Raw genomic sequence first — 19,796 nt, 5'->3', positions numbered from 1 at the left:
GCCGTGGGAGCCGTCTCCGGGGCCGGGCCATCGCCCGAACGCTCACGCTCTCGATGCGGTCAGTATCCGGGTGCCGGCCCTCTCCGAACATCCGCCCGCCTGCCTCCTGCTGCCACGGCCGCCCACCGCTCTGCATCGGTGGCCTGCACGCCGACGCTCCCGTAGGGTGCGCGGGTTGTCATGCTGGAAAGGCGGTTCACAACGAGGCACCCAGGGCAGCAACACGGGACCAGTTGGCTGGTGCGGCGTGGGCCGCACTGGGCGGCGGGCGGCGGCTGGAGACGGTCGAGCGGATCGCGGGCGGCAGTAAGAAGGGCGTGTACCGCCTGGTGATGGACGATGCGACGACGGCGATCGCCTACCTGTGGGACGAAGCCGAGAACTACTGGCCGGCGGCCACAGGCGACGGCGACCTCACCGACCCGTTCTCGCCCGGCCTCGGGCTCGATCTGTTCGAGGCTGCGCACGCGCGGTTGGACGCACTCGGCGTCCGCGTTCCGGCGATCCGTCTCGTCGACCGCGACGGCGCCCACTGCCCGGCCGACCTTGCGATCGTCGAAGACCTTCCGGGAGAGAGCCTGGAGGCGTTGCTCGCGCGCGACCCAGGTGCTGCCGCTCCGGTCATGGCCCGGCTCGCGGAGTCCCTGGAAGTGATGCGACGTCACCAGGCACCGGGGTACGGCAAGGTGGCCCTGGTCGATGGCGGAGGAGCGTCACGCGGTACGTCGTGCGAGGCGGTGGTTCTCGACCGTGCGCTGCGTGATCTGGCCGAGGCGGCCTCCCGCGATCCGCGGATCGCGGGCGCCCGCGGCCGGCTGGAGGACGGGCTGCTGGGCCTGGCGGCCGCGGTGCGGCCCCGCGCGGAGTACGCGGTCGTGCACGGCGAACTGGGGCCCGATCACGTGCTGGTGGACGCGGACGGGATGCCCGTGGCGATCGACATCGAGGGATTGATGTACTTCGACGTCGAGTGGGAGCACGTGTTTCTGCGGATCCGCCTGCACGACGCCTACCAGCCGCTGAGGGCGGCCGGGCTGGACGAGGACCGGCTCGCGCTCTACATGCTCGCGCAGCGGCTCTCGCTGACGGCGGGGCCGCTGCGGCTGCTCGACGGGGACTTCCCCGACCGGACGTTCATGGCGGGCATCGCCGAGTACAACCTGAAGCAGGCGCTGGAACTGGTCCACGACTGAATTCCCGGGTGTCTCAACTCGTTCGCCACAAGGCAGTGTCTCGCTCCGAGAAGGGAGCAGGGCCTACGCGGAAGAGGGTCAGCCCCAGCTGGGTGTCAGAACACGATCGAGCGCCGCCCTTCCTGCGGGCCCCCATGTCGGCTTGCCGCCGGGAAGGCCCCGCTCCCCGTTCTGGCCCATAAGAATGAGGAAGAGGCTCTTCAACGCAGCCAAACCTCGGGCGCGCCGGATGGTCGCCTCGTCCGCATCCGCGTACTCCTCGAAGAACCGTGCGCCTGCGCCTGCGGGCAGGAGCAGCCACGCGGCCGCAAGGTCCCACGCCGGATCGCCGGTGAACATGTCACCGAAATCGATCACGCCCGAGAGCGTCCCGTCCGAGACGACGACATTCGCGGGGTGGAGATCACCGTGCAGCCATACCGGCGGGCCCTGCCACTCGGGGGCCGCAACGGCATCGTCCCAGACGTCCCAGAGGGCCTGTACGTCGCCGGCGATGCCGCCGGGGGCAATCGCTTGCACACACTTCTCGAAGCCGTCCGTGCAGTTCCTGGGGTGAGCGCCGCGGTCCGAACTGGTCGGCGCATCGGTCGGCGCCTCCACATGGAGCGTTTTGAGGAAGCCCGCCAGAGTGTCGGCAGCGTGGTCGCTGCGGCTGATCGAGGTGCAGTCGAGCGGCTCGCCGGGGACCCACGTCATGATGGTCCAGAGCCTCGGGAAGCGCGCGGACGGTTCGCCGATCCGCACAGGGGTCGGAACCGGGAGCGGAAGGCGCGGCGCCAGGAAGGGCAGCCACCGGCGCTCTTTGCGCTGGAGATCCGGGGCACGTTCCGTGCGCGGCATGCGCAGGACCAACTCGTCCCCGAGGCGCCACATGTGGTTGTCCCAGCCGCCGGCTACTTCGCGGAGGGCCAGCCCTGCAAGGTCCGGATGCTGGTCCTTGAGAAGGCCGTGCAGCAGCTCTGCGGTGATCTCGATCTCGGAGTCGGTCATGCGAAGCCACAGTAGGTGAGACAGACGGAGCCGACTCGCACTCTCCGAAATGCCCACCGCCACGCCCGTTCCTGGCCAGCCAGGATCACCCCTGCCAGGTGCGAAAACGGGTCGCCCGCCCGCGTACCGATCAGGCACTCTCCCCGGCATGGTCACACCACCCTTCATCCCCGGCCTGGAACTCTCCCGGCGCTTCTACCTCCAAGCCGTGCGCCCCCTGTTGGACGAGAACGCTCCGGGTGTCGCGCACTCTGCTGCCCGTCTCGGCGGCGGCTCAGAGGTGCTCGGATTCGACACCGCCCGATCCGCAGACCACGAATGGGGCCCGCGCCTGCAGATCTTCCTGAAGCCTCAGGACGCGGCCGACCACGGCCCACATCACCACGATGCTTTCCGAGCGGCTGCCGAAGGTCTTCTGCGGCTATCCGACTCACTTCGCTCCGACGGGAGAAGGGAATATCTGCGTAATGCGGGCCACCGATGGACCGGTTCACCACCGCATCGAGGTCACCGATCCGAGTTCCTGGTTCACCGCGCTGCTGGGCTTCGACCCGTCCCAGGGTGTCACTTCGGCGGACTGGCTGGCCACGCCCACCCAACGCCTCGCCGAGGTCACAGCCGGCGCCGTCTTCCATGACGGACTCGGTGAGCTTGCCACGGCGCGAGCCAACCTCCGCTGGTATCCGCGCGACCTGTGGCTCTACGTCCTTGCCTGTCAGTGGCAGCGCATCGCCCAGGAGGAGGCCTTCGTCGGCAGGTGCGGCGAAGTGGGTGACGAGCTCGGATCCGCTGTAGTCGCCGCTCGCCTGGTCCGCGATCTGATGCGACTCTGCCTGCTCATGGACCGCCGCCACCCGCCCTACAGCAAGTGGCTCGGTTCCGCCTTCGCCCGCACTCCCCAGGCGTCCTCCCTTGCTCCGCTCCTCAGCACCGTTCTCGCGGCAACCGACTGGCACACCCGCGAACAGCAGTTGGCCCGCGCCTACGAGGCCATTGCGACCGTCCACAACGAACTCGCCCTCACCGACGCGGTCGACCCCACCACCCGGCCCTACCACAGTCGGCCGTTCCAGGTCCTGCACGCTGAACGCTTCACCGCCGCGCTGACCGCCCACATCACCGACCCTGAGATCAGGACCCTGCCGGTCTTCGGCGCGGCCGACCAGTTCATCGACAGCACGGACGTCCTCGTGGACTGCGAGATGACGCGCACCGCGACACGGGCCCTGACCAACCGCAGTTAGAACGCATCGATCTCCTGGAACCGGCTGCCCCTGCGTCAGCCGCGGAGGGTCACTTGCTGTCCAGCCGACCCAGCGCACGGGCGTCGGCGAGGACGGACCGGGCCATCTGCCAGTCGGTGTGGTCGATGCCGGTGATGTGGCGTAGGTAGGCGAGGGTGACCTGCTGGACGAGGGCGACGCGGCTGGGGTCCTCGTCGGTGGTCTCTGCTGCCCGGTAGCCGGAGATGCCGCCGAGGAAGTGCTCGCCGCCGAAGACGGTGAGCAAGCTCTTGTTGCCGCGGCTGAGGGTGTAGGGGTCGCTTGTCCAGGCGGGTCCTCGGGTGGTGAGCGGGAGATCGTCCTTGTCACCGGCGACCACCAGTCCGGGGGCGGTGATGTGGGAGAAGTCCTGGTCGCGGAGCCAGGGAAGGTTCTCGTGAGCGAAGGGGGTCAGGTCGTCGCCACCCGTGCCGGCCGTGGCCAGCTGGATGCTGGCCATGACCCTGGAGTCGGACAGGTCGTCGGCGGTGCCGGTCTGGGGGTCGGTGACGCGCAGACCTACCAGAATGCCCGCGGTCTGGCCTCCGAAGGAGTGGCCCGCCGCGACGATGCGGCTGTGGTCGACCCGGCCGGAGAGGCCGGGCACGGATACCTCCAGCGGCTTGAGCTCATCCAGGATGCGCTTCATGTCCTGCACGCGGTAGCGCCACAGGTGGGGCCTGCGGGAGTCGTCTGCGGCGATGGCGACCCGCTTGGAGTCGAGATGCGTGGCTTGGATCACCACGAAGCCATGAGAGGCCCAGTGGTCGACCAGCGGTGCGTAGCCGTCCAGGTCGGAGCCGAATCCGTGCGCGAAGAGCACGATCGGCAGGCGTGTGCCAGTGAGCGGTGCGGAAACGCGTACGTACAGGTCCTGGCCGCGCTGGGGGCGGGCAGCACGATCGGCTTGACCGTCACGGTCGGGGTCGGAGCGGGGCCGGTGAGGCCGGTCGTCTGGTGGGTGGTCATGTGCGCGCTTCTTTCCGGTGTGGTGCGGGTGGCGGATCAGGTGGTCCTGACGTTGCGGATGCGTGCGGCGTTGATCCGTGATGTATCGGGCGAAAACCCCCGGGGGCATGTCAGCTACGCTAAAACTTGACGTCGACGTCAAAGGCAAGTCGTTATGGCGTAGATCACATGGAGCTCGGAATGCGCATTGGGGAACTCGCCCGCCGCACAGGCGTCAGCACCCGGGCCCTGCGGTACTACGAGGAACAGAACCTGCTCACCGCCGAGCGAAGCAACAGCGGCCAGCGCCACTACCCGGAAACCGCGGTCGCCCGAATCCTCCTGGTCCGGGAGCTGTTCACCGCCGGCCTGTCGAGCAAGATCATCGCCGAGCTCACGCCCTGCGTCATCGACGGCAAGGCCACACCCGAACTCCTCGACCGCCTGACTGTGGAGCGCGGTCACATCGACCAGCACATCGCCGATCTCACGCACACCCGAGACAGGCTCGACTCGGTCATCGCCAGCGCCTCCACATCCATGGACACCGGAACCCCCTGCCGACCCGACCCCGCATCGACCGCTCCGGCGCAGGTCAGCGGCACCACCCTCCGCGGTGATCAAGAAGCTCGGGAAGGTGAGGGATGACGTCGCCCCGTCCCTTCCCGGTGCTCTGGAACAGTGACCAGCTCGCGTTGTCACGAGAACGGGCGAGCTCGTGAACGGCGCCGCTGCGGCAAGTGCAGCGAGCGCATGTCGCCCTTGCCCGCGCACATGGCACCGCGAACGCCGTCATCGCCCGCACGCTCCGGCTGCACCTGGACACCGTGCACCGCTGGCGTAAGCGGTTCACCGCCGAAAAACTCGCAGCCCTGGAGGACCGTCCCCGGCCGGGGCACCCGCGCCGCTACGGTTCCGAAGTGCATCTGGCCATTGTGGCCAGGGTGACCTCGGCACGCCCCGCCGTCGACAGCCAGTGGACCCATCGCGCCATCGCTGATCACCTGGCCAGCACCGGCATCTCAGCCTCTCAGGCCGGACGCATCCTTGCCGGCCTGGACCTCAAACCGCACCTGATACGCGGATGGCTCACCCGCCCCGAGGACCCCGGCTTCTACGCGAAAGCCGCCGAGGTCTACGCCCTCTACCTCCATCGCCCACCGGACTCGGTAGTCCTCAGCGCGGGCGGGAAGACCGCGATGCAGTCCCTCTCACGCAGGCATCCAACCCGCCGCGCGCACCTGGCTGAACCAGGTGGAGATCTTCTTCTCGGGTGGCGCGGTGGAACCAGTTGGGACCAGTCGCAGTCGACGCCGACTAGGGACTGCCTGACGCATCTTGGTCGATGGTCGCCAGCAGGCGTGCAACCAGAGGACTGTGGTCGTTCTTGCGCCAGGCGACGGCCACGCGTGTCCGGGCGGTGCCGGGTTCGATCCTGCGGAAGGCGACGCCTTTGAGGCGGATGCGTCGGATGCTCGCCGGAGCCAAGGAAACGCCCAGACCCGTTTCCACGAGGGCGCACACGGTTTGCCACTCCACCGCGTGCTGGACTATCTGCGGTGCGAACCCTGCTGCGGTGCACAGGCCGATGATCTGGTCATGCAGTGTCGGGCCGACCGTGCGGGGCAGCAGAACGAAGGGCAAATCCGCCAACTGCGCAAGCCGTACGGTCCGTTGGGTGGCCAGAGGATGGGCGGACGGCAGCACGGCCACGAAGTGCTCGCTGAGTACCGTACTGAAGCCGAGCTCCGTCTCGCCGGTGGGGGGTTCGCGCAGGAGACCGATGTCGATGGTCTTGTCGTGCAGGGCAGCGATCTGTGGAGCGGTGGTCATCTCGTGGATGTCCAGGTGCACACCAGGGAACTGGTGGCGGAAAGTGCGCAGCAGGCCGGGCAGGATCGTCAGGGCGAGGGAGGCGGCGAAGCCGATCCGCAGGCAGCCGGCGCTGCCACTGCCGACGGCCCGGGCTGCGGCCAGGCCGTCCGCGATGTCGGTGAGTGCCCGCCGGGCGGCGGGCAGCAGTTCACTCCCGGCCGGGGTCAGGCTGACATGCCCTGGGGCACGGGTGAACAACGCGTGGCCGACCTTGTCCTCCAGGCGGCGGATCTGCTGGCTCAGCGGCGGTTGAGCGATGCCCAGGCGGGCGGCCGCGTGTCCGAAGTGCAGTTCCTCTGCGAGCACGACGAAGGCATGCAGCTGCGGTAGGGGGAGTTCGGGGCGCTCCATACGTTCAGAGATATCAGACCATGCATGTGGACCTATTAGACGTATCATTGCTGGTCATTTAGCGTCGGCGCATGACAGAGCGACGCGCGATCCTCAGTGGCTCGACCTTTGAGGAGCAGATCGGCTATGCCCGTGCGGTGGTCGACGGCGACTGGGTGCATGTGTCCGGGACGACCGGGTTCGACTACGCCACGATGACGATCTCCGACGACGTGGTGGAGCAGGCCGAGCAGTGCCTGCGCAACATCGAGGCCGCGCTGGCCGAGGCGAAGTGCACCTTCGCCGACGTGGTGCGCGTGCGCTATCTGCTCCCCGACCGCGAAGACTTCGAACCCTGCTGGCCGGTCCTGCGGCGCTGCTTCGGCGAGGTTCAGCCCGCCGCCACGATGCTCGTGTGTGGTCTCGCCGACCCGCGGATGAAGATCGAGATAGAGGTGTACGCGCGGCGGCGCATCCCGCCTCACAGGGGCGCTACGAGCAAGCACTCGGAAGCGTCTGCCGTGCCCATCGAGGCCTATGAACCCCCCTACTACGCCGCCGTCTTCACTACGGTGCGAGCCGAGGACCAGAGCAACTACAGCGAGACCAGCGCACACTTGGAGGACCTGGTGAAGGACGTCCCCGGATACCTGGGGGTGGACCACGCGCAGACTCCCGGCGGGCTGGGCATCACCGTCAGCTACTTCCGCGATGCCGATGCCCTCACGGAGTGGCGGACCAACACCGAGCACCGCGCGGCGCAACAGCGCGGGCGACTCCAGTGGTACCAGGCCTACACTCTGCACGTGGCGAAAGTGGAACGAAGCCACGGATTCGTGCGCACAGACGCACAGCAGAGCCCGACAGCGGGCTGACCCACGAAAGTCACCTCAGCACCCGTCCCGCCACAAGCCCGCATCGAACGGGCTGTCAGGCGGATTCGGTCGACCAGGAGTCCGGGGCCGATCACGGACACAGCGGTGATCAACGCCCCTTTCCCGTCCTACGCTGGTGTGATGGGCGTGGGGATAGAGGTATTGATCGTGGACTGGCCGCGGGTCGAGGCGGCAGCGCCTGACGACCGGGGAGAGATGCTGATCGATGCCGCCTTCGGAGACGGGTACAGCGACGACCTTTTCGAGCACGGCTGGTCGTGGTCCTCGCAGCCCAGTGAGGACTGGTACGGCAGATACGCTTTCCGGAACACCCTCGGCTCGTACAAGCCGCACTTTTGGGCTGGTCATCGCTGGGACCACATGCGCGATTTCGTCGCGCCTGGAGCACGCGCGGTGGTGGACCGGTTCAACGACGCGCTGTTCTGGCACGGTCTGGAGGACACCACCGGGTTCGCCTCAGGACTCCCGGAGCGGCCGTGCACCTGGGAGGCAGACCTGCTGCTGTGGTGTCCGCCCGACCATGTGCCGCTGATCGCGGCATGGTGGCGACAGGCGGCACCCCAACTGGGTGATATGCGCGAGCCGTTCGTCCGGCACGCCGCGGAGCCCAGCGGATGGATCACGACCTTCGAATCGTTTGCCGACTTCCTCACCGACTGGGGAGAGGTGGTCACGGAGGCGGAGCGCCACGGCTGGGGCATCATCGGCCTGCGCTGCTGACCACTTCGGGGCGCCGCTCGCGTCCAACTCGACAGCGGCAGCGCCCCGGCCGGCGGTCGGCTGGTGCCGTCGCACCCGAGCCGGATCGCGTCCTGCTCCAGGTATCGGCGCCAAGGGGGCCTGGCGCAGGGTTCTTGCACGCCCGGACCGTCAGTTGAGTCATGGCCTCGTCCTCTCCCCGAATGCGCCGTCATGCCCGCCTTCCATGTCGAACTGAATGAGGACGATGACCGCGCCTCGGCGTGCGTCAGGAGGCGGCGATCGGACCCTTGGCGTCCGGTACCGGGTGACAAGTTCACCGGGTGGACCTGCCAGGGCCGCCGCTGGTCAGGCCGTGGGCGGCGGGGTGAACAGGGCCTGGAGGGTTCGGGTGGCTGTTTCGCGCAGCCAGGTGTGGGCGGGGTCGTTGTCGTGGCGCTGGTGCCAGAGCAGGTGGAGGGGCACTTCGGGCAGCTCGAGCGGCAGCGGCAGTGTGGTCAGGCCGAGCTGGCGGCGGATGGAGCGAGTGGCCGCGTCGGGCAGGGTGACCACGAGGTCGGTTTCACGGGCGAGTTGCAGTGCGGTCGTCGTCGTGGGGGCGGAGGCGATGACGCGGCGCTCGTGGCCCAGTGCGGTCAGGGCGTCGTCGATCGGGTCGTGCAGGCGTCCGCGTCGGGAGACGGTGAGGTGATCGGCTGCCGCGAACCTCTCGGTGGTTACGGGCTGTTCGGTGAGCGGGTGGTCCGGCCGGACTGCGAGGACGAGCCGGTCACGGCCGATGAGGCGGTGGTGGATATCGGGCAGGGAGGGCGGGCCCGCGCTTGAGGCGAGGTCCACCGTGCCGCGGCGCAGCTCGGGGGTGTCGTCGCCCGGCTCGGCGGTGAGGCGCAGTCGCACCCCGGGGGCCTGGCGGTGCACTGCCGCGATCAGGGCGGTCCCGCACGTGGTGGTGAGGGCGTCGTGCCAGCGGACGGTGAACACTCGCTCCAGAGTCGCCAGGTCGAGTTCCGTCTGTGGGGACAGCAGTTGGTGGGCCTGTTGCACGAGGGCGTGGACCTGGGTGCGTATGGCCAGCGCGTGGGTGGTGGGGGTCATGTGGCGTCCGGTGCGGACCAGGATCTGGTCGCCGGTGGCCTTGCGGATACGGCCCAGCGAGCGGCTCATCGCCGGTGCGGTGACGTGGAGACGGGCTGCGGCCCCGGCCACGCTGCCCTCTTCAAGCAGGGCGTCCAGGGCGGTGAGCAGGTTCAAATCCAGTTGCATGACAGTAACTATACGAGTGAAAACCATGCACTTGCTGTTAATGGACGGGGCTTCTACCTTCGAGATGCGGGGCCGAGGGAAGAACCCAACACCGCCCCGTTTCCAGCGAATCCAGGGAGTACGCAATGACCACAGCCATGCCTTTCGACCTCGATGCCACGTTCCTGTCCACGGTGACCGACACGGTGAAGGTCGCCGGAGTCAGCCTGCGGGAGCGCTACACGACCCAGGCCCGGGGCGTGAGTCTGGAGGAGGTCGTCGGCGAGATCCACGCCAATGACGACGCGGTCCTCGCCGTGATGCGTGAGCCGCTTCTGAAGGCGAGGCCAGGGTCGCAGTGGGCGGAGGACGAGCTGGCCGGCGGGGCACTCCCGCCGGGCGAGTGGTGGGTCGTCGACCCGGCCGAGGGCAACATCAACCACGTCCACGGCATGCCGGACTGGGCCGTCACTGCCACCCTGGTGCGCGACAACCAGCCGGTCCTCACGGTCGTTCACCTCCCGCTGACCGGCGACACCTACACCGCCGCCGCCGGCGGCGGCGCCCACCTCAACGGCCGTCCCCTGGCCGTGTCGGCCAAGAGCGACCTGGGTGCCGCCCTGATCGGCACCGGACAGGCCCGGCCCGGTGAGAGCACCGAAACCTTCCGCAGGATCGGCGCATCGGTCACCGCCATGCTCACCGCCGGCCTCGTCGTACGTGTCTCCGTCCCGGCCACTCTGCAGCTCATCCACGTCGCCGCCGGAGGCATGGACGCCTTCTGGCAGTTCTCCGACGTCCGCTCCGGCCTCGTCGCAGGCGCCCTGCTGGTCACCGAGGCCGGAGGTACCGTCACCGACCTGGACGGTAAGCCCTGGAGTACGGCCAGCCGCGACTTCCTGGCCGCCGCCCCCCGCATCCACTCTGCCGCGCTCGACGTGCTGTCCTCGATCTGACCAGCCCCACCTACACCCACCGAGTCCGCAAGGAGCACCCCAACATGAGCAGCATCGGCATTCTGGGCGCCGGTCGCGTCGGCACCAACCTCGCTCGCAGCCTCGCCGCCGCGGGACACCACGTCACCCTCGGCCGCCGTCAAAGCAGCCACGAGACGGGCACGCCGCCCGCCGAGGGAACCGCCATCCGCTACGCCGACCACCCCACCACCGCCCGCACCGCGGACATCGTGATCAATGCCACCCCCGGAGACAGCACCCTGGACCGGCTCACCGCACTGCGGGGCGAACTCGCGGACAAGATCCTCATAGACGTCTCCAACGCCACCCACGACGCCGCCGACAAGCTGCCCGGCGACCTGTGCTACCCCGGTAGCAGCCTCGCCGAACAGCTCCAGGCCGCCCTGCCCGACACCCGCGTCGTCAAGACGCTCAACACCATGCTGTTCATGGTCATGACCGCCCCGGGAACCCTGGCCTCCCCGCCCACCGCCTACCTCTCCGGAGACGACGAGCAGGGAAAGAAGACCGTCACGGGCCTTCTCAACGACCTGGGCTGGCAGCCCGACTGGATCGAGGACCTCGGCGGCATCACCACCGCCCGCGCCACCGAAGCCATGATCCTCGTCGTCCCCCACATCATGCGCCGCAACGGCTTCGCTCCCTTCGCCGTCTCCCTCGCCCGCTGACCCCCTCCGCCATGGAGACGTGGCCCGGCCGCGTCCCGTGCCCGCACCGCCGGGCGGGCGACCGGTCCAGCCGCACCGGACGTGCCACCGAGCAGCGGCGAAAAGGGCCGGATGCTGTGGCTGGGCGTTGCCCGGCGTACACAAAGACGCATACGCCCGCCAGACCCCGCCCCTTCCGCCCGGAGCAGCGCGCCGTCGCACCGGACGTACGGGAAGTCCCACCTCCCGAGCACAGACCTCATCCGTCTTTCCCAGCACTGCGACACGAACGAGAGCCACGCATGACGACCACCGTGCCTTCAGACATCGCCGAGCTGACCGAGATCGTGGCCTATACCGACTTCGCGACCAGCGCCCCACCACCCGTACGGGAGGCCCTGGGTGTCGGCGCGTTACGCATCGGCCCGACGCAGGTGCTGACCATCCGCGAGGACCCGAGCCACTTCTTCAACCGGGCAGGCGGCTTCGGCACCGATCGTCCGATCACCGTCGACGACCTGACCCGGGTGTGCGACTTCTACCGGCAGCAAGGGGTGGCGCAGGGCTCGATCATGCTCGCACCACGGTCGTTGCCGCCCGACTGGGCCGCCACCGCCTCGAAACTGGGCCTCACCGAGGGCAGTCGCTACACCAAGCTCAGCCGCGACACCGAAACGGTGCCCGCCACCGTCGGCGTTCCCGTGCTGGACCCCGGCTGGCGAGTCGGCGTCGTCGAGGCCCGACAGGCCCACGAATGGGCCACCGTCATGATGACCACCTTCGGCTTCACCTCGCCCGCCATGATCGAGATGGCCGCGTCCTTCGTAGGCAAGGCGGACTGGCGGCAGTACGCGGTCTGGGCCGACAAACGGATCGTCGCGGTCGGGAGTGTTTTCCTCAACGGCGAGTGCGCCCACATGTTCGCTGGGGCCACCCTCCCTGACGCACGCGGCCGCGGCGCCCAGTCCGCGCTGCTCGCCGCCCGCCTCCACGCAGCCGCAGCCGAGGGCTGCCGATGGATCGTCGCGGAGACCGTGGCGGAGAGCCCCGGCGAGCACAACCCGTCCTTGCACAACCTGCTGCGCGCCGGCTTCGAGCCGATGTACGACCGCGCCAACTGGTTGTGGCACGCATAGCGCGAAACCACGGTCCCGTGGTGCGCCGGAGAAGGGGACCACGCCCGCACGCCAAATTCCACCCGCGCAGGGCAGGCCCTGTCATGGAGCCGACCACTGACCCGCACCCGAGACGATCCGCAGACGAGGACAGCCATGACCACCCTTTCCCCAGCCCGGACCGCCCCGCCACGACAGGCCAACCGGGTCCGCTGGGCGATCCCGGCCCGGCTGCGCAAGAGCGTCCTCGTCGCGCATGTCGTCTCGGCGGGGGCCTGGATCGGCATCGATGTCATCTCCATCGTCCTGGTGGCGATCGGCTGGGTTCGCGCGGGTGACGACCGCACCGCCGTGTACCAAGCACTTGCGGACTTCTTCGTCGTCCCCCTCCTGCTGACGGCACTCATAGCAGGCACCGTGTGCCTGGTCACCGGAGTACTGCTGGGGCTGGCGACCAAGTGGGGACTCGTACGCTACTGGTGGGTCGCTGTGAAGCTGGTCCTCAATGTCATCGCCTGCGCGATGATGCTGACATTCCTGGGCCCCATCACCGAACTCGCCTCGGGGGAACAGCCGTTGCGCGACATCTGGTTCCTCTCGTTCCTCGCCGCCACCGCCATGGCGCTCCTGAGCTTCGCCACAGTGCTCTCGGTCTTCAAACCATGGGGCCGAGTCCGCAAGTAGCTCCCCCAGTCAGCAAGGAACAGGATCACAGAACAGACCGATCCGAGACCGCGGACGCTTGCCCACCGAACTGCACCACCTCACGACAGGGGCAGCCACCGCCGCCAAGAATCCGTCTTTTCAAGCCGTCGGCTTCATTGTGCCCAGGGCGGACTGTTACCAGCGTTGGTGAAGTTCTGCCCCTCGGGCTGTTTGCCGAACGGTGCCCATCCGTCGAACCCTCATCACAACCGAGAGTGACCATGACACACAACAATCAGCTGGCCCACGACCTCCAGGGCACGGGACCGCTGCTCGTGGCAGTCCACGGCATCACCGAGAACCGCAGCTTCTGGGACCCAGTTCGCCTGCAGCAGCACTTCCGCGTGCTGCGCGTCGATCTGCGTGGCCACGGGGAGTCGCCTCGAACCGCACCCTTCGGGATCGACGAGTCGGTGGAGGACATCCACCGTCTGATCGAGTCGCTGGGCGAGGATCTGACGGGGGACCAGCCGCCGTTCATCGTCGGCCATTCCCTCGGCGGGGTGATCGCGACTGCCTACGCAGCTCGTTATCCGACCCGTGGTGTGGTCAACGTCGACCAGTCGCTGCGGGTCGGTCCGCTGCCTGCGGAGATAGCCATCGCGGTGCGGGGAGAGGGCTTCGCGGACTTCGTTCGTACGGTTCTCGCCTCGATGTACGGTGAGTTGGACCCTGAGCTGGTGGCTGACATCGAGCGCCGCCGCACCCTCGACCAGGACGTGTTCGACGGATTCTGGACCCCGTTGCTCGATTGGGACGCTGAGACCCTGGCAGCGTGGTCTCGACGGGCCACGAGTCTCCCGCCTGGTGTCCCGTACCTGTCTTTGCACGGCACGGACGCAGGTGCTGACTACGCCGACTGGCTCGCCGACCGCATCCCCGCCGCCGTGGTCGAACAGACACCGAAGCGCACGCACTATCCGCACCTGGCACAGCCCGATTGGTTCGTCTCCCGCCTCCGTAAGTTCTTCAGCGTCTGAGTGTCAGGCGCTCACGGGCGCACCCTCTTCCCGCGTCACAAGAACGCTGATGCCCGGCAGCCTGAACGGCAGCCGGGCATCACGGGGGCAGGAAGCCGCCTGAGGGCTTGAGCGGGCGCCACGGCCTTCTTCATCTTTCGCCGCGGCGGGCAGGCCTACGGCTCTCCCGCCGCGGCGGCGTTGTTCATCCGGGCGCTCACCTTCAGGACCTGGTCGATGACGCGGCGGCGCATCTCGCCGGCAAAAGCCGGTTGAGATCGTGACCTTGGTGCGGAAGGGTCTGTCATCATGGAGTACTTCTGCTACCACCGAGACCGGCCGGACTCCCTAGCCCTTCGCGAGGAGCTGACGGAGGAGCACTGGTCCTACATGGACCGGTATGCGAAGGAACTGATCGCTCGCGGCCCGACCTTCGCCGACGATGGTGAAACGCCCACCGGAAGCGTGCATATCGTCGATCTGCCCGATCCCGCCGCTGCCCGCGCGTTCGCCTTCGACGAGCCCAACTACCAGGCCGGTGCGTTCCGGGACGTGCTGCTGCGCCGGTGGCGCAACGTGTTGGGGCGCACCATGTGGGATTTTCCCGGCGGCCGGAGCGGTGGCAACCGGTACCTGGTGCTCGGCTTCGGCGAGGGCCCGGCAGCCGACCTCGACCTGCCGCCCGACCAGGACGAGCTGATCGCGTACGGGCCGCTGCTGTCCGACGACGGCGACACGTGGCTGGGCACAGCGGTACTGCTCAGGGCCCCGGACTCGGATACGGCACGCGCCACCCTGACTCCGGACCGCTACGCAGACATCGAGGTCCACGACTGGGAGTTCGGCGGGCGTCGATGAACGACGGAGACACCGGACGGATGCCATCGACGGAGCGCATCGACCTTGGACAGCGGCGGTGACGGTGGCGATGCGGACGGTTCCGTTGGTCGGCGGGCCGGTGGAGATACGGGGTGCGCTGGACCTGGAGACCACACCGGCAGGAGTCATGCCGCGCCGGTTGGATTTCTGGACACGATCCGGGACGGCCACCCCGACAGCCCGCTGCTGTTGATCTCCCCGGTGAGCTGTCCGGCCCTTGAGCAGGTTCCCGGCCCGGCCGCGACCGGTCCGGACGGGAGGATCACTGCGCTGGGCGACCCGGCAGATGTGGCCGCCGGCGCGTTGTCGCTGACGGTGGTCCGTGCTGAGCTGGCCCGGATCGCTGCGGCACGACAAACGTCTGAGCCGGCGGTCTCCCCCAGGTGGTGGCCGTGACATCAGTCGAGCTCTGCGTGGGAAGCGGAGCCCGGAGGTCGGCCCTGCAGTCCAGCAGCGGTACGACGGGCCCGGTGGCGTACGTGTGGTGCTGCGTTCGTCTGGGCCCTGCCGCGAAGCCGCCCGGATCCGAATTCGATTGCTCCGTCGCGGCCAGTTCCGCATCCTTCTGGGATGCGTTTCTCCATCAACATCCCCAACTTCGGCGACTTCGCCGACCCTCGTAACGTCGCGTCTGTGGCAGCTGCCGCCGAACAGGCCGGCTGGGACGGACTTTTCGTCTGGGACCACGTACTGCACCGACAACACCAAGGGCGCCCCTTCGGAGACCCCTGGATGCTGCTCACCGCGGCCGCGCTGGCGACCTCGCGGATCCGACTGGGCACCCTCCTGACGCCGGTCCCCCGTTACCGTCCGCAGCAACTGGCCCGCCAAGTGGCCACCCTGGACCAACTCAGCAACGGCCGGGTGATCTTCACAGCGGGCCTGGGCGGCCCGGTCGAGGACGAATACCGCAGTTTCGGCGACACGGCTGAGCCACGCGTCCTCGCCGAGCGGCTGGACGAGGGACTGGAACTGTTGGGGCGCTGGTGGTCCGGCGAGCCGGTGACCCACCATGGCCGGCACTACGAGGTCCGGGACGTGACGCTGCTGCCTGCCACGGTGCAGCGGCCTGGTCCGCCGGTGTGGATCGGCGGGTTCTGGCCGCGCCGCCCGCCGATGCGGCGAGCAGCCCGATGGGACGGCGCGGTGCCTCTCTTCGAGACGGCCCGGCATGGGCATGTACCCGCTGTGGCAGAGGTACGGGATCTCGTCGGCTATGTACGTAAGAACCGTGTGGCCGGAGACGAGCGGCCCTTTGAATTCGTGCTCGGCGGTGCCACGCCCTCGGATGCCGCGAAGGCCCGGGACGTCATCGGTCCACTGCGCGACGCCGGTGCCACCTGGTGGGACGAGCGGCAGGTCCAGACCGGCCCCGATCTGGACCGCCTGTCTCCGGTACTGCGCCGGATCGAGGCGGGACCGCCCGTGATCTGATCAGCGTGCTCTCTACAAGGGACCCTGAACGAGGGGCCGTTGCCGGGTCAGGCAGACTCCGAGGCCCCCTGCGGCGGAGGCCACCATGGGCGCACAGCGGGTGCGCACCGGCGCAGATTGTCCGAGCACAGAGCGACCGGCCGACTCGGCACCGATGAAGTCGACAGCTCTGAGCAGGACTTCGGGATGGCGTACGACTGCATGCCGGTATGCAGAGCGAACAGGATCCCACGACGTACGCGCCGGCCCGGTACCCGAGGTCTGCCCTCGACCGGCCTCGGCCCCGGCTCGGGCGCCAACCGATAGAGGAGCGCCCGCAGTTCAGCGGTTTGGTCGGACGGCCGCGTAGGTCCGGCCGACTGCTGGTCCCGATGGGCAGCTGCACGGTTCAGCTCACCCGGATGCCGGACGGTCCGTCATGGCGCTCGGTGGCGCGACTGAGATCCACCAGATACCGGTCACCCATCCCACGCACTCAGGATCCTCACCGATCGTCCTACCTATTTCTTCGACTCTGCTCTCTGTCCGTACCGTTGACAGCGTCGCGACTCCCCTCAATCATCAGACATCCGATGAATTGGAGCCGCTCATGGGTACGTATCCGAGACGTCAGGTCCTGGGCGCCGCAGCCGGAGTCGCCGCCGCAACAGCCCTCCCCCTCACCTCAGCCACCGCCGCACACTCCGCCGAACCGCTCGCCGACAACGCCGGGCCGTGGGTTCCCGTCCCCGACCCCGTCCCTGTCCCGCTCGACTCCCTCTACGACAACGACGGCGTCGACACCGCTTCCGCGCGGGGCGGTGACTTCGACGGCTCGGGCTACACGTTCCCGGGCGAGGAACTTCCCACGGGCCGTGTCGAAGTCGACGGCTCGCCCTTCGTCTTCCCGACTTCGGACGCGGGCGCGAAGAACAATGTCGTCGCCCTCGGCCAGCGCGTCGAACTGCCCGAAGGCCGCTACCTCTCGGCCGTCTTCCTCACCGCGGGCAGCTACGGCAACGCCTCCGGCAAAGCCACGGTGCACTACGCGGACGGCTCGACCACGACCGCCACCCTCGGCGGATCCGACTGGTACGCCGCGGGCGGATCCCTGTCGGTGCCGTACCGCTACGGACCGGACGGCACCAAGGACGAACACCGCGTGGGGATCGGCACGTCCGAGCTGTGGCTCGACCCACAGCGCGACGCCGTAGCGATCACGCTCCCGGTGACCAACCCGGCGCAGGCGAACAAGGCGTCGCTCCACGTGTTCGCGCTGTCCCTGCAACCTGCCGCTCAGGGACGCGCGCTGGCCCTGCGCGGGGCCCGGTCCACGAACTCGCTGCTGGAGTCGTCCGGTGCCCAGAGCGTCGAAGCCACCGTCGTCAACGCGGGGACGGTGGCCGTCCTGGCCGCGGACGGGGTGTCGGTGCGCGTCGAGGTTCCGGGAGCCCGCACCGTCGAGGCCGCTCGTGTCCGCCGCCTGGACCCCGGCGAGCAGGCCCGCCTCCGCGTGGGCATCCGCAACCGTGCGGGCACCGCACCCGGCACGGCCCGGAACGGCTCGGTGACCGTCACCGGCCGCGGGACCCACGTTGCCTCGCGGCAAAGCCCGTTGACCCTCGGCGTCGCCGACTACCAGCCCACTGAGGCTTCTCTCTCCGGCCACCAGGCGCCGTACTGGTTCCAGGGCGCCAAGTTCGGCATCTTCATCCACTGGGGCGTCTACTCGGTGCCCGCATGGTCGCCGGTCGGAAAGCAGTACGCCGAGTGGTACTGGAACCACATGCAGGATCCCCAGAACGCCGTTTTCGCGTACCACCGCGAGAAGTACGGCGAGGGCTTCGCCTACGACGACTTCATCCCGATGTTCACAGCGGAGAACTTCGATCCGCGTGCCTGGGTCGAACTGTTCCGGGACGCGGGCGCGCAGTACCACGTGCTGACCTCGAAGCACCACGAGGGCTTCGCGCTGTGGGACACGAAGGTCTCCGACCGCAACTCCGTGAAGATGGGCCCGAAGCGGGACCTCGTCAAGGAACTCTTCGACGCGTCCCGCCGCTACACACCCGAACTCCACCGCGGGCTCTACTTCTCCATGCCCGAGTGGTTCAACCCGGACGACCCCTGGATGGGTCACGCCCCACGCAATCCGTACACCCTGGAGCCGGAGCCCTACACGGGTTACACCGGGGGCAAGGACTTCGTGAAGGACTACCAGGCCCCGCAGATGCTGGAGCTGATCCAGGGCTACGACCCGGAGCTCATCTGGTGCGACATCGGCGGCGCCAACGACAGCCTCAATGTCCTGGCCGAGTACTTCAACCACGCGAAGAACCGCGCCCGGCCCATCGAGGTCACCGTCAACAACCGTTCGGGCATCGGCTTCCACGACTTCACAACCCCCGAGTACACGACGTACGACAACACGGTCGTCGCCAAGTGGGAGTCCAGCCGCGGCCTGGACCCGTTCAGCTACGGGTACAACCAGGCGACCCCGGACGAGGCCTACATGACGACCGAGGAGGTCGTGCACAGCCTCGTCGACATCGTCTCCAAGAACGGCAACTTCCTCCTCGACATCGGCCCGCGGGCCGACGGCACCATCCCCGAGATCATGCAGACCCGGCTGCGTGAGACAGGCCGCTGGCTGCGCAGCAACGGGGAGGCGATCTACGACACCACGTACTGGTCCCGGATGGCCGAACTGGGCGAGGACCTGCGGTTCACCATCCGCCCGGACCAGGCCTTCTACATCCACTCCCTCGCCAAGCCCGGCGCCACACTCACCGTCGAAGCACCGGTCCCGATCCGCAGCGGCGACAAGATCACAATGCTCGGCCACGGCCGGCCCTTGACCTGGACTCTCAGCAAAGGAGCGCTGGTGATCGACGTTCCCGAAGCAGCACGCAAGGCGGGGCAGCACGCGTGGGTCTTCAAAGTGCACTGGCGTGCCTGAGACCCCAGGGGCCCCCTGAGCGCGACCGGCGGCCGCGACGGCATCACGCTGCTCGCGGCACCGGTTCCGCCACGGAGAGCTGCGGGTCGGCTTCGACCGGGTGGGTCGCCTTCCCCTCCGCGGCGAACGTCGACGGCGGGCACGCACACCCGGCCGACGACGATGAGAATGGCGCGTCATGAAGCAGGCCCTTTCCTGGAGGCACCGCCGGCCACGTGCTGGCTAGACTGTCGCCATGCGGAACTGGCTGATGTGCGGGAGGGGCGTCTCATGACTTTGACATCTCCCTCTGTGACAATGCGGATCGGAGAAGTGGCCCGGCTGACGGGGGCCAGCGCCCGATCACTGCGGTACTACGAGCAGCAGGGTCTGATCCGCAGTGCACGATCCGGTGGCGGGCAGCGGCACTACGCCGCGACGGAGGTCGCGCGGGTCCATCTCATCCGGCGGCTGTTCGACGCGGGACTGGGGAGCAAGGTGATTGCCCAGTTGCTGCCCTGTGTGGAGAGCGACGACGCCGACGTTCACGAGGATGCGTTCGAAACGATGGTCAAGGAACGGGACCGCCTGACCGCCGACATCGCCCGACTCGTCGAGACCCGGGACTCTCTCAATGCCGTGATCGAAGTGAACACCCGGCACCGGCTCGGCGCGGGCCGGGCCGGTTCCGTTGCTGCCGGGGGCGGTCATCACTGCGAAGCGTGAGT

General features: G+C 68.4%; 16 protein-coding genes and 5 pseudogenes. 17 read left to right on the top strand and 4 right to left on the bottom strand.

Annotated elements, in window-relative coordinates:
* Positions 1-233: 233 nt before the first annotated feature.
* The gene (locus tag O1Q96_RS20860; RefSeq protein ID WP_269249650.1) at positions 234-1,193 is read left to right on the top strand and encodes a phosphotransferase family protein; all 960 of its coding nucleotides are present in this window, start codon (positions 234-236) and stop codon (positions 1,191-1,193) included.
* Positions 1,194-1,271: 78 nt separating this feature from the next.
* Here the strand turns inward: O1Q96_RS20860 and O1Q96_RS20855 are convergent, their stop codons facing one another.
* A complete protein-coding gene (locus tag O1Q96_RS20855) occupies positions 1,272-2,183 on the bottom strand; it encodes an aminoglycoside phosphotransferase family protein (protein WP_269249649.1) in 912 nt (303 codons plus the stop codon).
* Between the two features lie 148 nt (positions 2,184-2,331).
* Between O1Q96_RS20855 and O1Q96_RS20850 the strand changes: the two are divergent.
* Positions 2,332-3,427: pseudogene (locus O1Q96_RS20850) on the top strand (DUF4037 domain-containing protein).
* 49 nt (positions 3,428-3,476) lie between these two features.
* Here O1Q96_RS20850 and O1Q96_RS20845 read toward each other — a convergent pair.
* A pseudogene (locus O1Q96_RS20845) lies at positions 3,477-4,414 on the bottom strand (alpha/beta hydrolase family protein).
* A 180-nt stretch (positions 4,415-4,594) separates the two neighbouring features.
* Here O1Q96_RS20845 and O1Q96_RS20840 point away from each other — a divergent pair.
* Both O1Q96_RS20840 and O1Q96_RS44485 read left to right on the top strand, forming a co-directional pair.
* A complete protein-coding gene (locus O1Q96_RS20840) occupies positions 4,595-5,041 on the top strand; it encodes a MerR family transcriptional regulator (protein WP_269249648.1) in 447 nt (148 codons plus the stop codon).
* A gap of 92 nt (positions 5,042-5,133) precedes the next feature.
* Positions 5,134-5,430, top strand: a pseudogene (locus tag O1Q96_RS44485) (helix-turn-helix domain-containing protein); the annotation flags it as partial.
* A 280-nt stretch (positions 5,431-5,710) separates the two neighbouring features.
* Here the strand turns inward: O1Q96_RS44485 and O1Q96_RS20835 are convergent.
* Entirely contained in the window at positions 5,711-6,619 is a 909-nt protein-coding gene (locus O1Q96_RS20835) for a LysR family transcriptional regulator (protein WP_269249647.1), read from the bottom strand.
* Positions 6,620-6,690: 71 nt separating this feature from the next.
* Between O1Q96_RS20835 and O1Q96_RS20830 the strand changes: the two are divergent.
* The 3 genes and pseudogenes from O1Q96_RS20830 to O1Q96_RS20820 all read left to right on the top strand — a co-directional run.
* Positions 6,691-7,068: pseudogene (locus tag O1Q96_RS20830) on the top strand (RidA family protein); the annotation flags it as partial.
* 57 nt (positions 7,069-7,125) lie between these two features.
* Positions 7,126-7,473, top strand: coding sequence for an antibiotic biosynthesis monooxygenase family protein (locus tag O1Q96_RS20825; protein ID WP_269253667.1), 348 nt, complete (start codon positions 7,126-7,128; stop codon positions 7,471-7,473).
* A 141-nt stretch (positions 7,474-7,614) separates the two neighbouring features.
* The gene (locus tag O1Q96_RS20820) at positions 7,615-8,214 is read left to right on the top strand and encodes a hypothetical protein (protein WP_269249646.1); all 600 of its coding nucleotides are present in this window, start codon (positions 7,615-7,617) and stop codon (positions 8,212-8,214) included.
* A gap of 327 nt (positions 8,215-8,541) precedes the next feature.
* Here O1Q96_RS20820 and O1Q96_RS20815 read toward each other — a convergent pair whose 3' ends face one another.
* On the bottom strand, positions 8,542-9,456 hold the full coding sequence (locus O1Q96_RS20815) for a LysR family transcriptional regulator (protein ID WP_269249645.1): 915 nt from the start codon (positions 9,454-9,456) through the stop codon (positions 8,542-8,544).
* Between the two features lie 125 nt (positions 9,457-9,581).
* On the opposite strand from O1Q96_RS20815, the gene O1Q96_RS20810 reads away from it, so the two are divergent.
* The 10 genes and pseudogenes from O1Q96_RS20810 (at position 9,582) to O1Q96_RS20765 (ending at position 19,794) form a co-directional block, all read left to right on the top strand.
* Entirely contained in the window at positions 9,582-10,391 is an 810-nt protein-coding gene (locus O1Q96_RS20810) for an inositol monophosphatase family protein (RefSeq protein ID WP_269249644.1), read from the top strand.
* 44 nt (positions 10,392-10,435) lie between these two features.
* Positions 10,436-11,080, top strand: coding sequence for an NADPH-dependent F420 reductase (locus tag O1Q96_RS20805; protein WP_419586923.1), 645 nt, complete (start codon positions 10,436-10,438; stop codon positions 11,078-11,080).
* 281 nt (positions 11,081-11,361) lie between these two features.
* Positions 11,362-12,195, top strand: coding sequence for a GNAT family N-acetyltransferase (locus O1Q96_RS20800; protein ID WP_269249643.1), 834 nt, complete (start codon positions 11,362-11,364; stop codon positions 12,193-12,195).
* Positions 12,196-12,330: 135 nt separating this feature from the next.
* On the top strand, positions 12,331-12,858 hold the full coding sequence (locus tag O1Q96_RS20795; protein ID WP_269249642.1) for a hypothetical protein: 528 nt from the start codon (positions 12,331-12,333) through the stop codon (positions 12,856-12,858).
* 242 nt (positions 12,859-13,100) lie between these two features.
* Positions 13,101-13,859 carry an alpha/beta fold hydrolase gene (locus tag O1Q96_RS20790; protein ID WP_269249641.1) on the top strand — a complete coding sequence of 253 codons (759 nt, stop codon included), beginning with the start codon at positions 13,101-13,103 and terminating at the stop codon, positions 13,857-13,859.
* Between the two features lie 288 nt (positions 13,860-14,147).
* Positions 14,148-14,696 carry a YciI family protein gene (locus O1Q96_RS20785; protein ID WP_269249640.1) on the top strand — a complete coding sequence of 183 codons (549 nt, stop codon included), beginning with the start codon at positions 14,148-14,150 and terminating at the stop codon, positions 14,694-14,696.
* Positions 14,697-14,858: 162 nt separating this feature from the next.
* Positions 14,859-15,086 (top strand): annotated as a pseudogene (locus O1Q96_RS20780) (lipase); the annotation flags it as partial.
* A gap of 201 nt (positions 15,087-15,287) precedes the next feature.
* Positions 15,288-16,151, top strand: a complete 864-nt coding sequence (locus O1Q96_RS20775; protein WP_269249639.1) for an LLM class flavin-dependent oxidoreductase — start codon at positions 15,288-15,290, stop codon at positions 16,149-16,151.
* A 589-nt stretch (positions 16,152-16,740) separates the two neighbouring features.
* Positions 16,741-19,089 (top strand): alpha-L-fucosidase, encoded by a 2,349-nt coding sequence (locus tag O1Q96_RS20770; RefSeq protein ID WP_269249638.1) that lies wholly within the window; start codon positions 16,741-16,743, stop codon positions 19,087-19,089.
* A 270-nt stretch (positions 19,090-19,359) separates the two neighbouring features.
* Complete coding sequence (locus O1Q96_RS20765; RefSeq protein WP_331276105.1) at positions 19,360-19,794, top strand: MerR family transcriptional regulator; 435 nt, start codon at positions 19,360-19,362, stop codon at positions 19,792-19,794.
* Positions 19,795-19,796: the final 2 nt, after the last annotated feature.

It is taken from the genome of Streptomyces aurantiacus (assembly GCF_027107535.1).
Taxonomy (GTDB): Bacteria; Actinomycetota; Actinomycetes; order Streptomycetales; family Streptomycetaceae; genus Streptomyces.
Note: the sequence above shows the minus strand (reverse complement) of the source record. Positions and strands in the feature narration are given on the sequence as shown.

Excerpts from the sequence above, each read along its gene's own strand:
- O1Q96_RS20855 (WP_269249649.1), bottom strand. The coding sequence starts at position 2,183 with ATGACCGACTCCGAGATCGAGATCACCGCAGAGCTGCTGCACGGCCTT.
- O1Q96_RS20840 (WP_269249648.1), top strand. The coding sequence starts at position 4,595 with ATGCGCATTGGGGAACTCGCCCGCCGCACAGGCGTCAGCACCCGGGCC.
- O1Q96_RS20835 (WP_269249647.1), bottom strand. The coding sequence starts at position 6,619 with ATGGAGCGCCCCGAACTCCCCCTACCGCAGCTGCATGCCTTCGTCGTG.
- O1Q96_RS20820 (WP_269249646.1), top strand. The coding sequence starts at position 7,615 with ATGGGCGTGGGGATAGAGGTATTGATCGTGGACTGGCCGCGGGTCGAG.
- O1Q96_RS20815 (WP_269249645.1), bottom strand. The coding sequence starts at position 9,456 with ATGCAACTGGATTTGAACCTGCTCACCGCCCTGGACGCCCTGCTTGAA.
- O1Q96_RS20810 (WP_269249644.1), top strand. The coding sequence starts at position 9,582 with ATGACCACAGCCATGCCTTTCGACCTCGATGCCACGTTCCTGTCCACG.
- O1Q96_RS20805 (WP_419586923.1), top strand. The coding sequence starts at position 10,436 with ATGAGCAGCATCGGCATTCTGGGCGCCGGTCGCGTCGGCACCAACCTC.
- O1Q96_RS20800 (WP_269249643.1), top strand. The coding sequence starts at position 11,362 with ATGACGACCACCGTGCCTTCAGACATCGCCGAGCTGACCGAGATCGTG.
- O1Q96_RS20795 (WP_269249642.1), top strand. The coding sequence starts at position 12,331 with ATGACCACCCTTTCCCCAGCCCGGACCGCCCCGCCACGACAGGCCAAC.
- O1Q96_RS20790 (WP_269249641.1), top strand. The coding sequence starts at position 13,101 with ATGACACACAACAATCAGCTGGCCCACGACCTCCAGGGCACGGGACCG.
- O1Q96_RS20785 (WP_269249640.1), top strand. The coding sequence starts at position 14,148 with ATGGAGTACTTCTGCTACCACCGAGACCGGCCGGACTCCCTAGCCCTT.
- O1Q96_RS20775 (WP_269249639.1), top strand. The coding sequence starts at position 15,288 with ATGCGTTTCTCCATCAACATCCCCAACTTCGGCGACTTCGCCGACCCT.
- O1Q96_RS20770 (WP_269249638.1), top strand. The coding sequence starts at position 16,741 with ATGGGTACGTATCCGAGACGTCAGGTCCTGGGCGCCGCAGCCGGAGTC.
- O1Q96_RS20765 (WP_331276105.1), top strand. The coding sequence starts at position 19,360 with ATGACTTTGACATCTCCCTCTGTGACAATGCGGATCGGAGAAGTGGCC.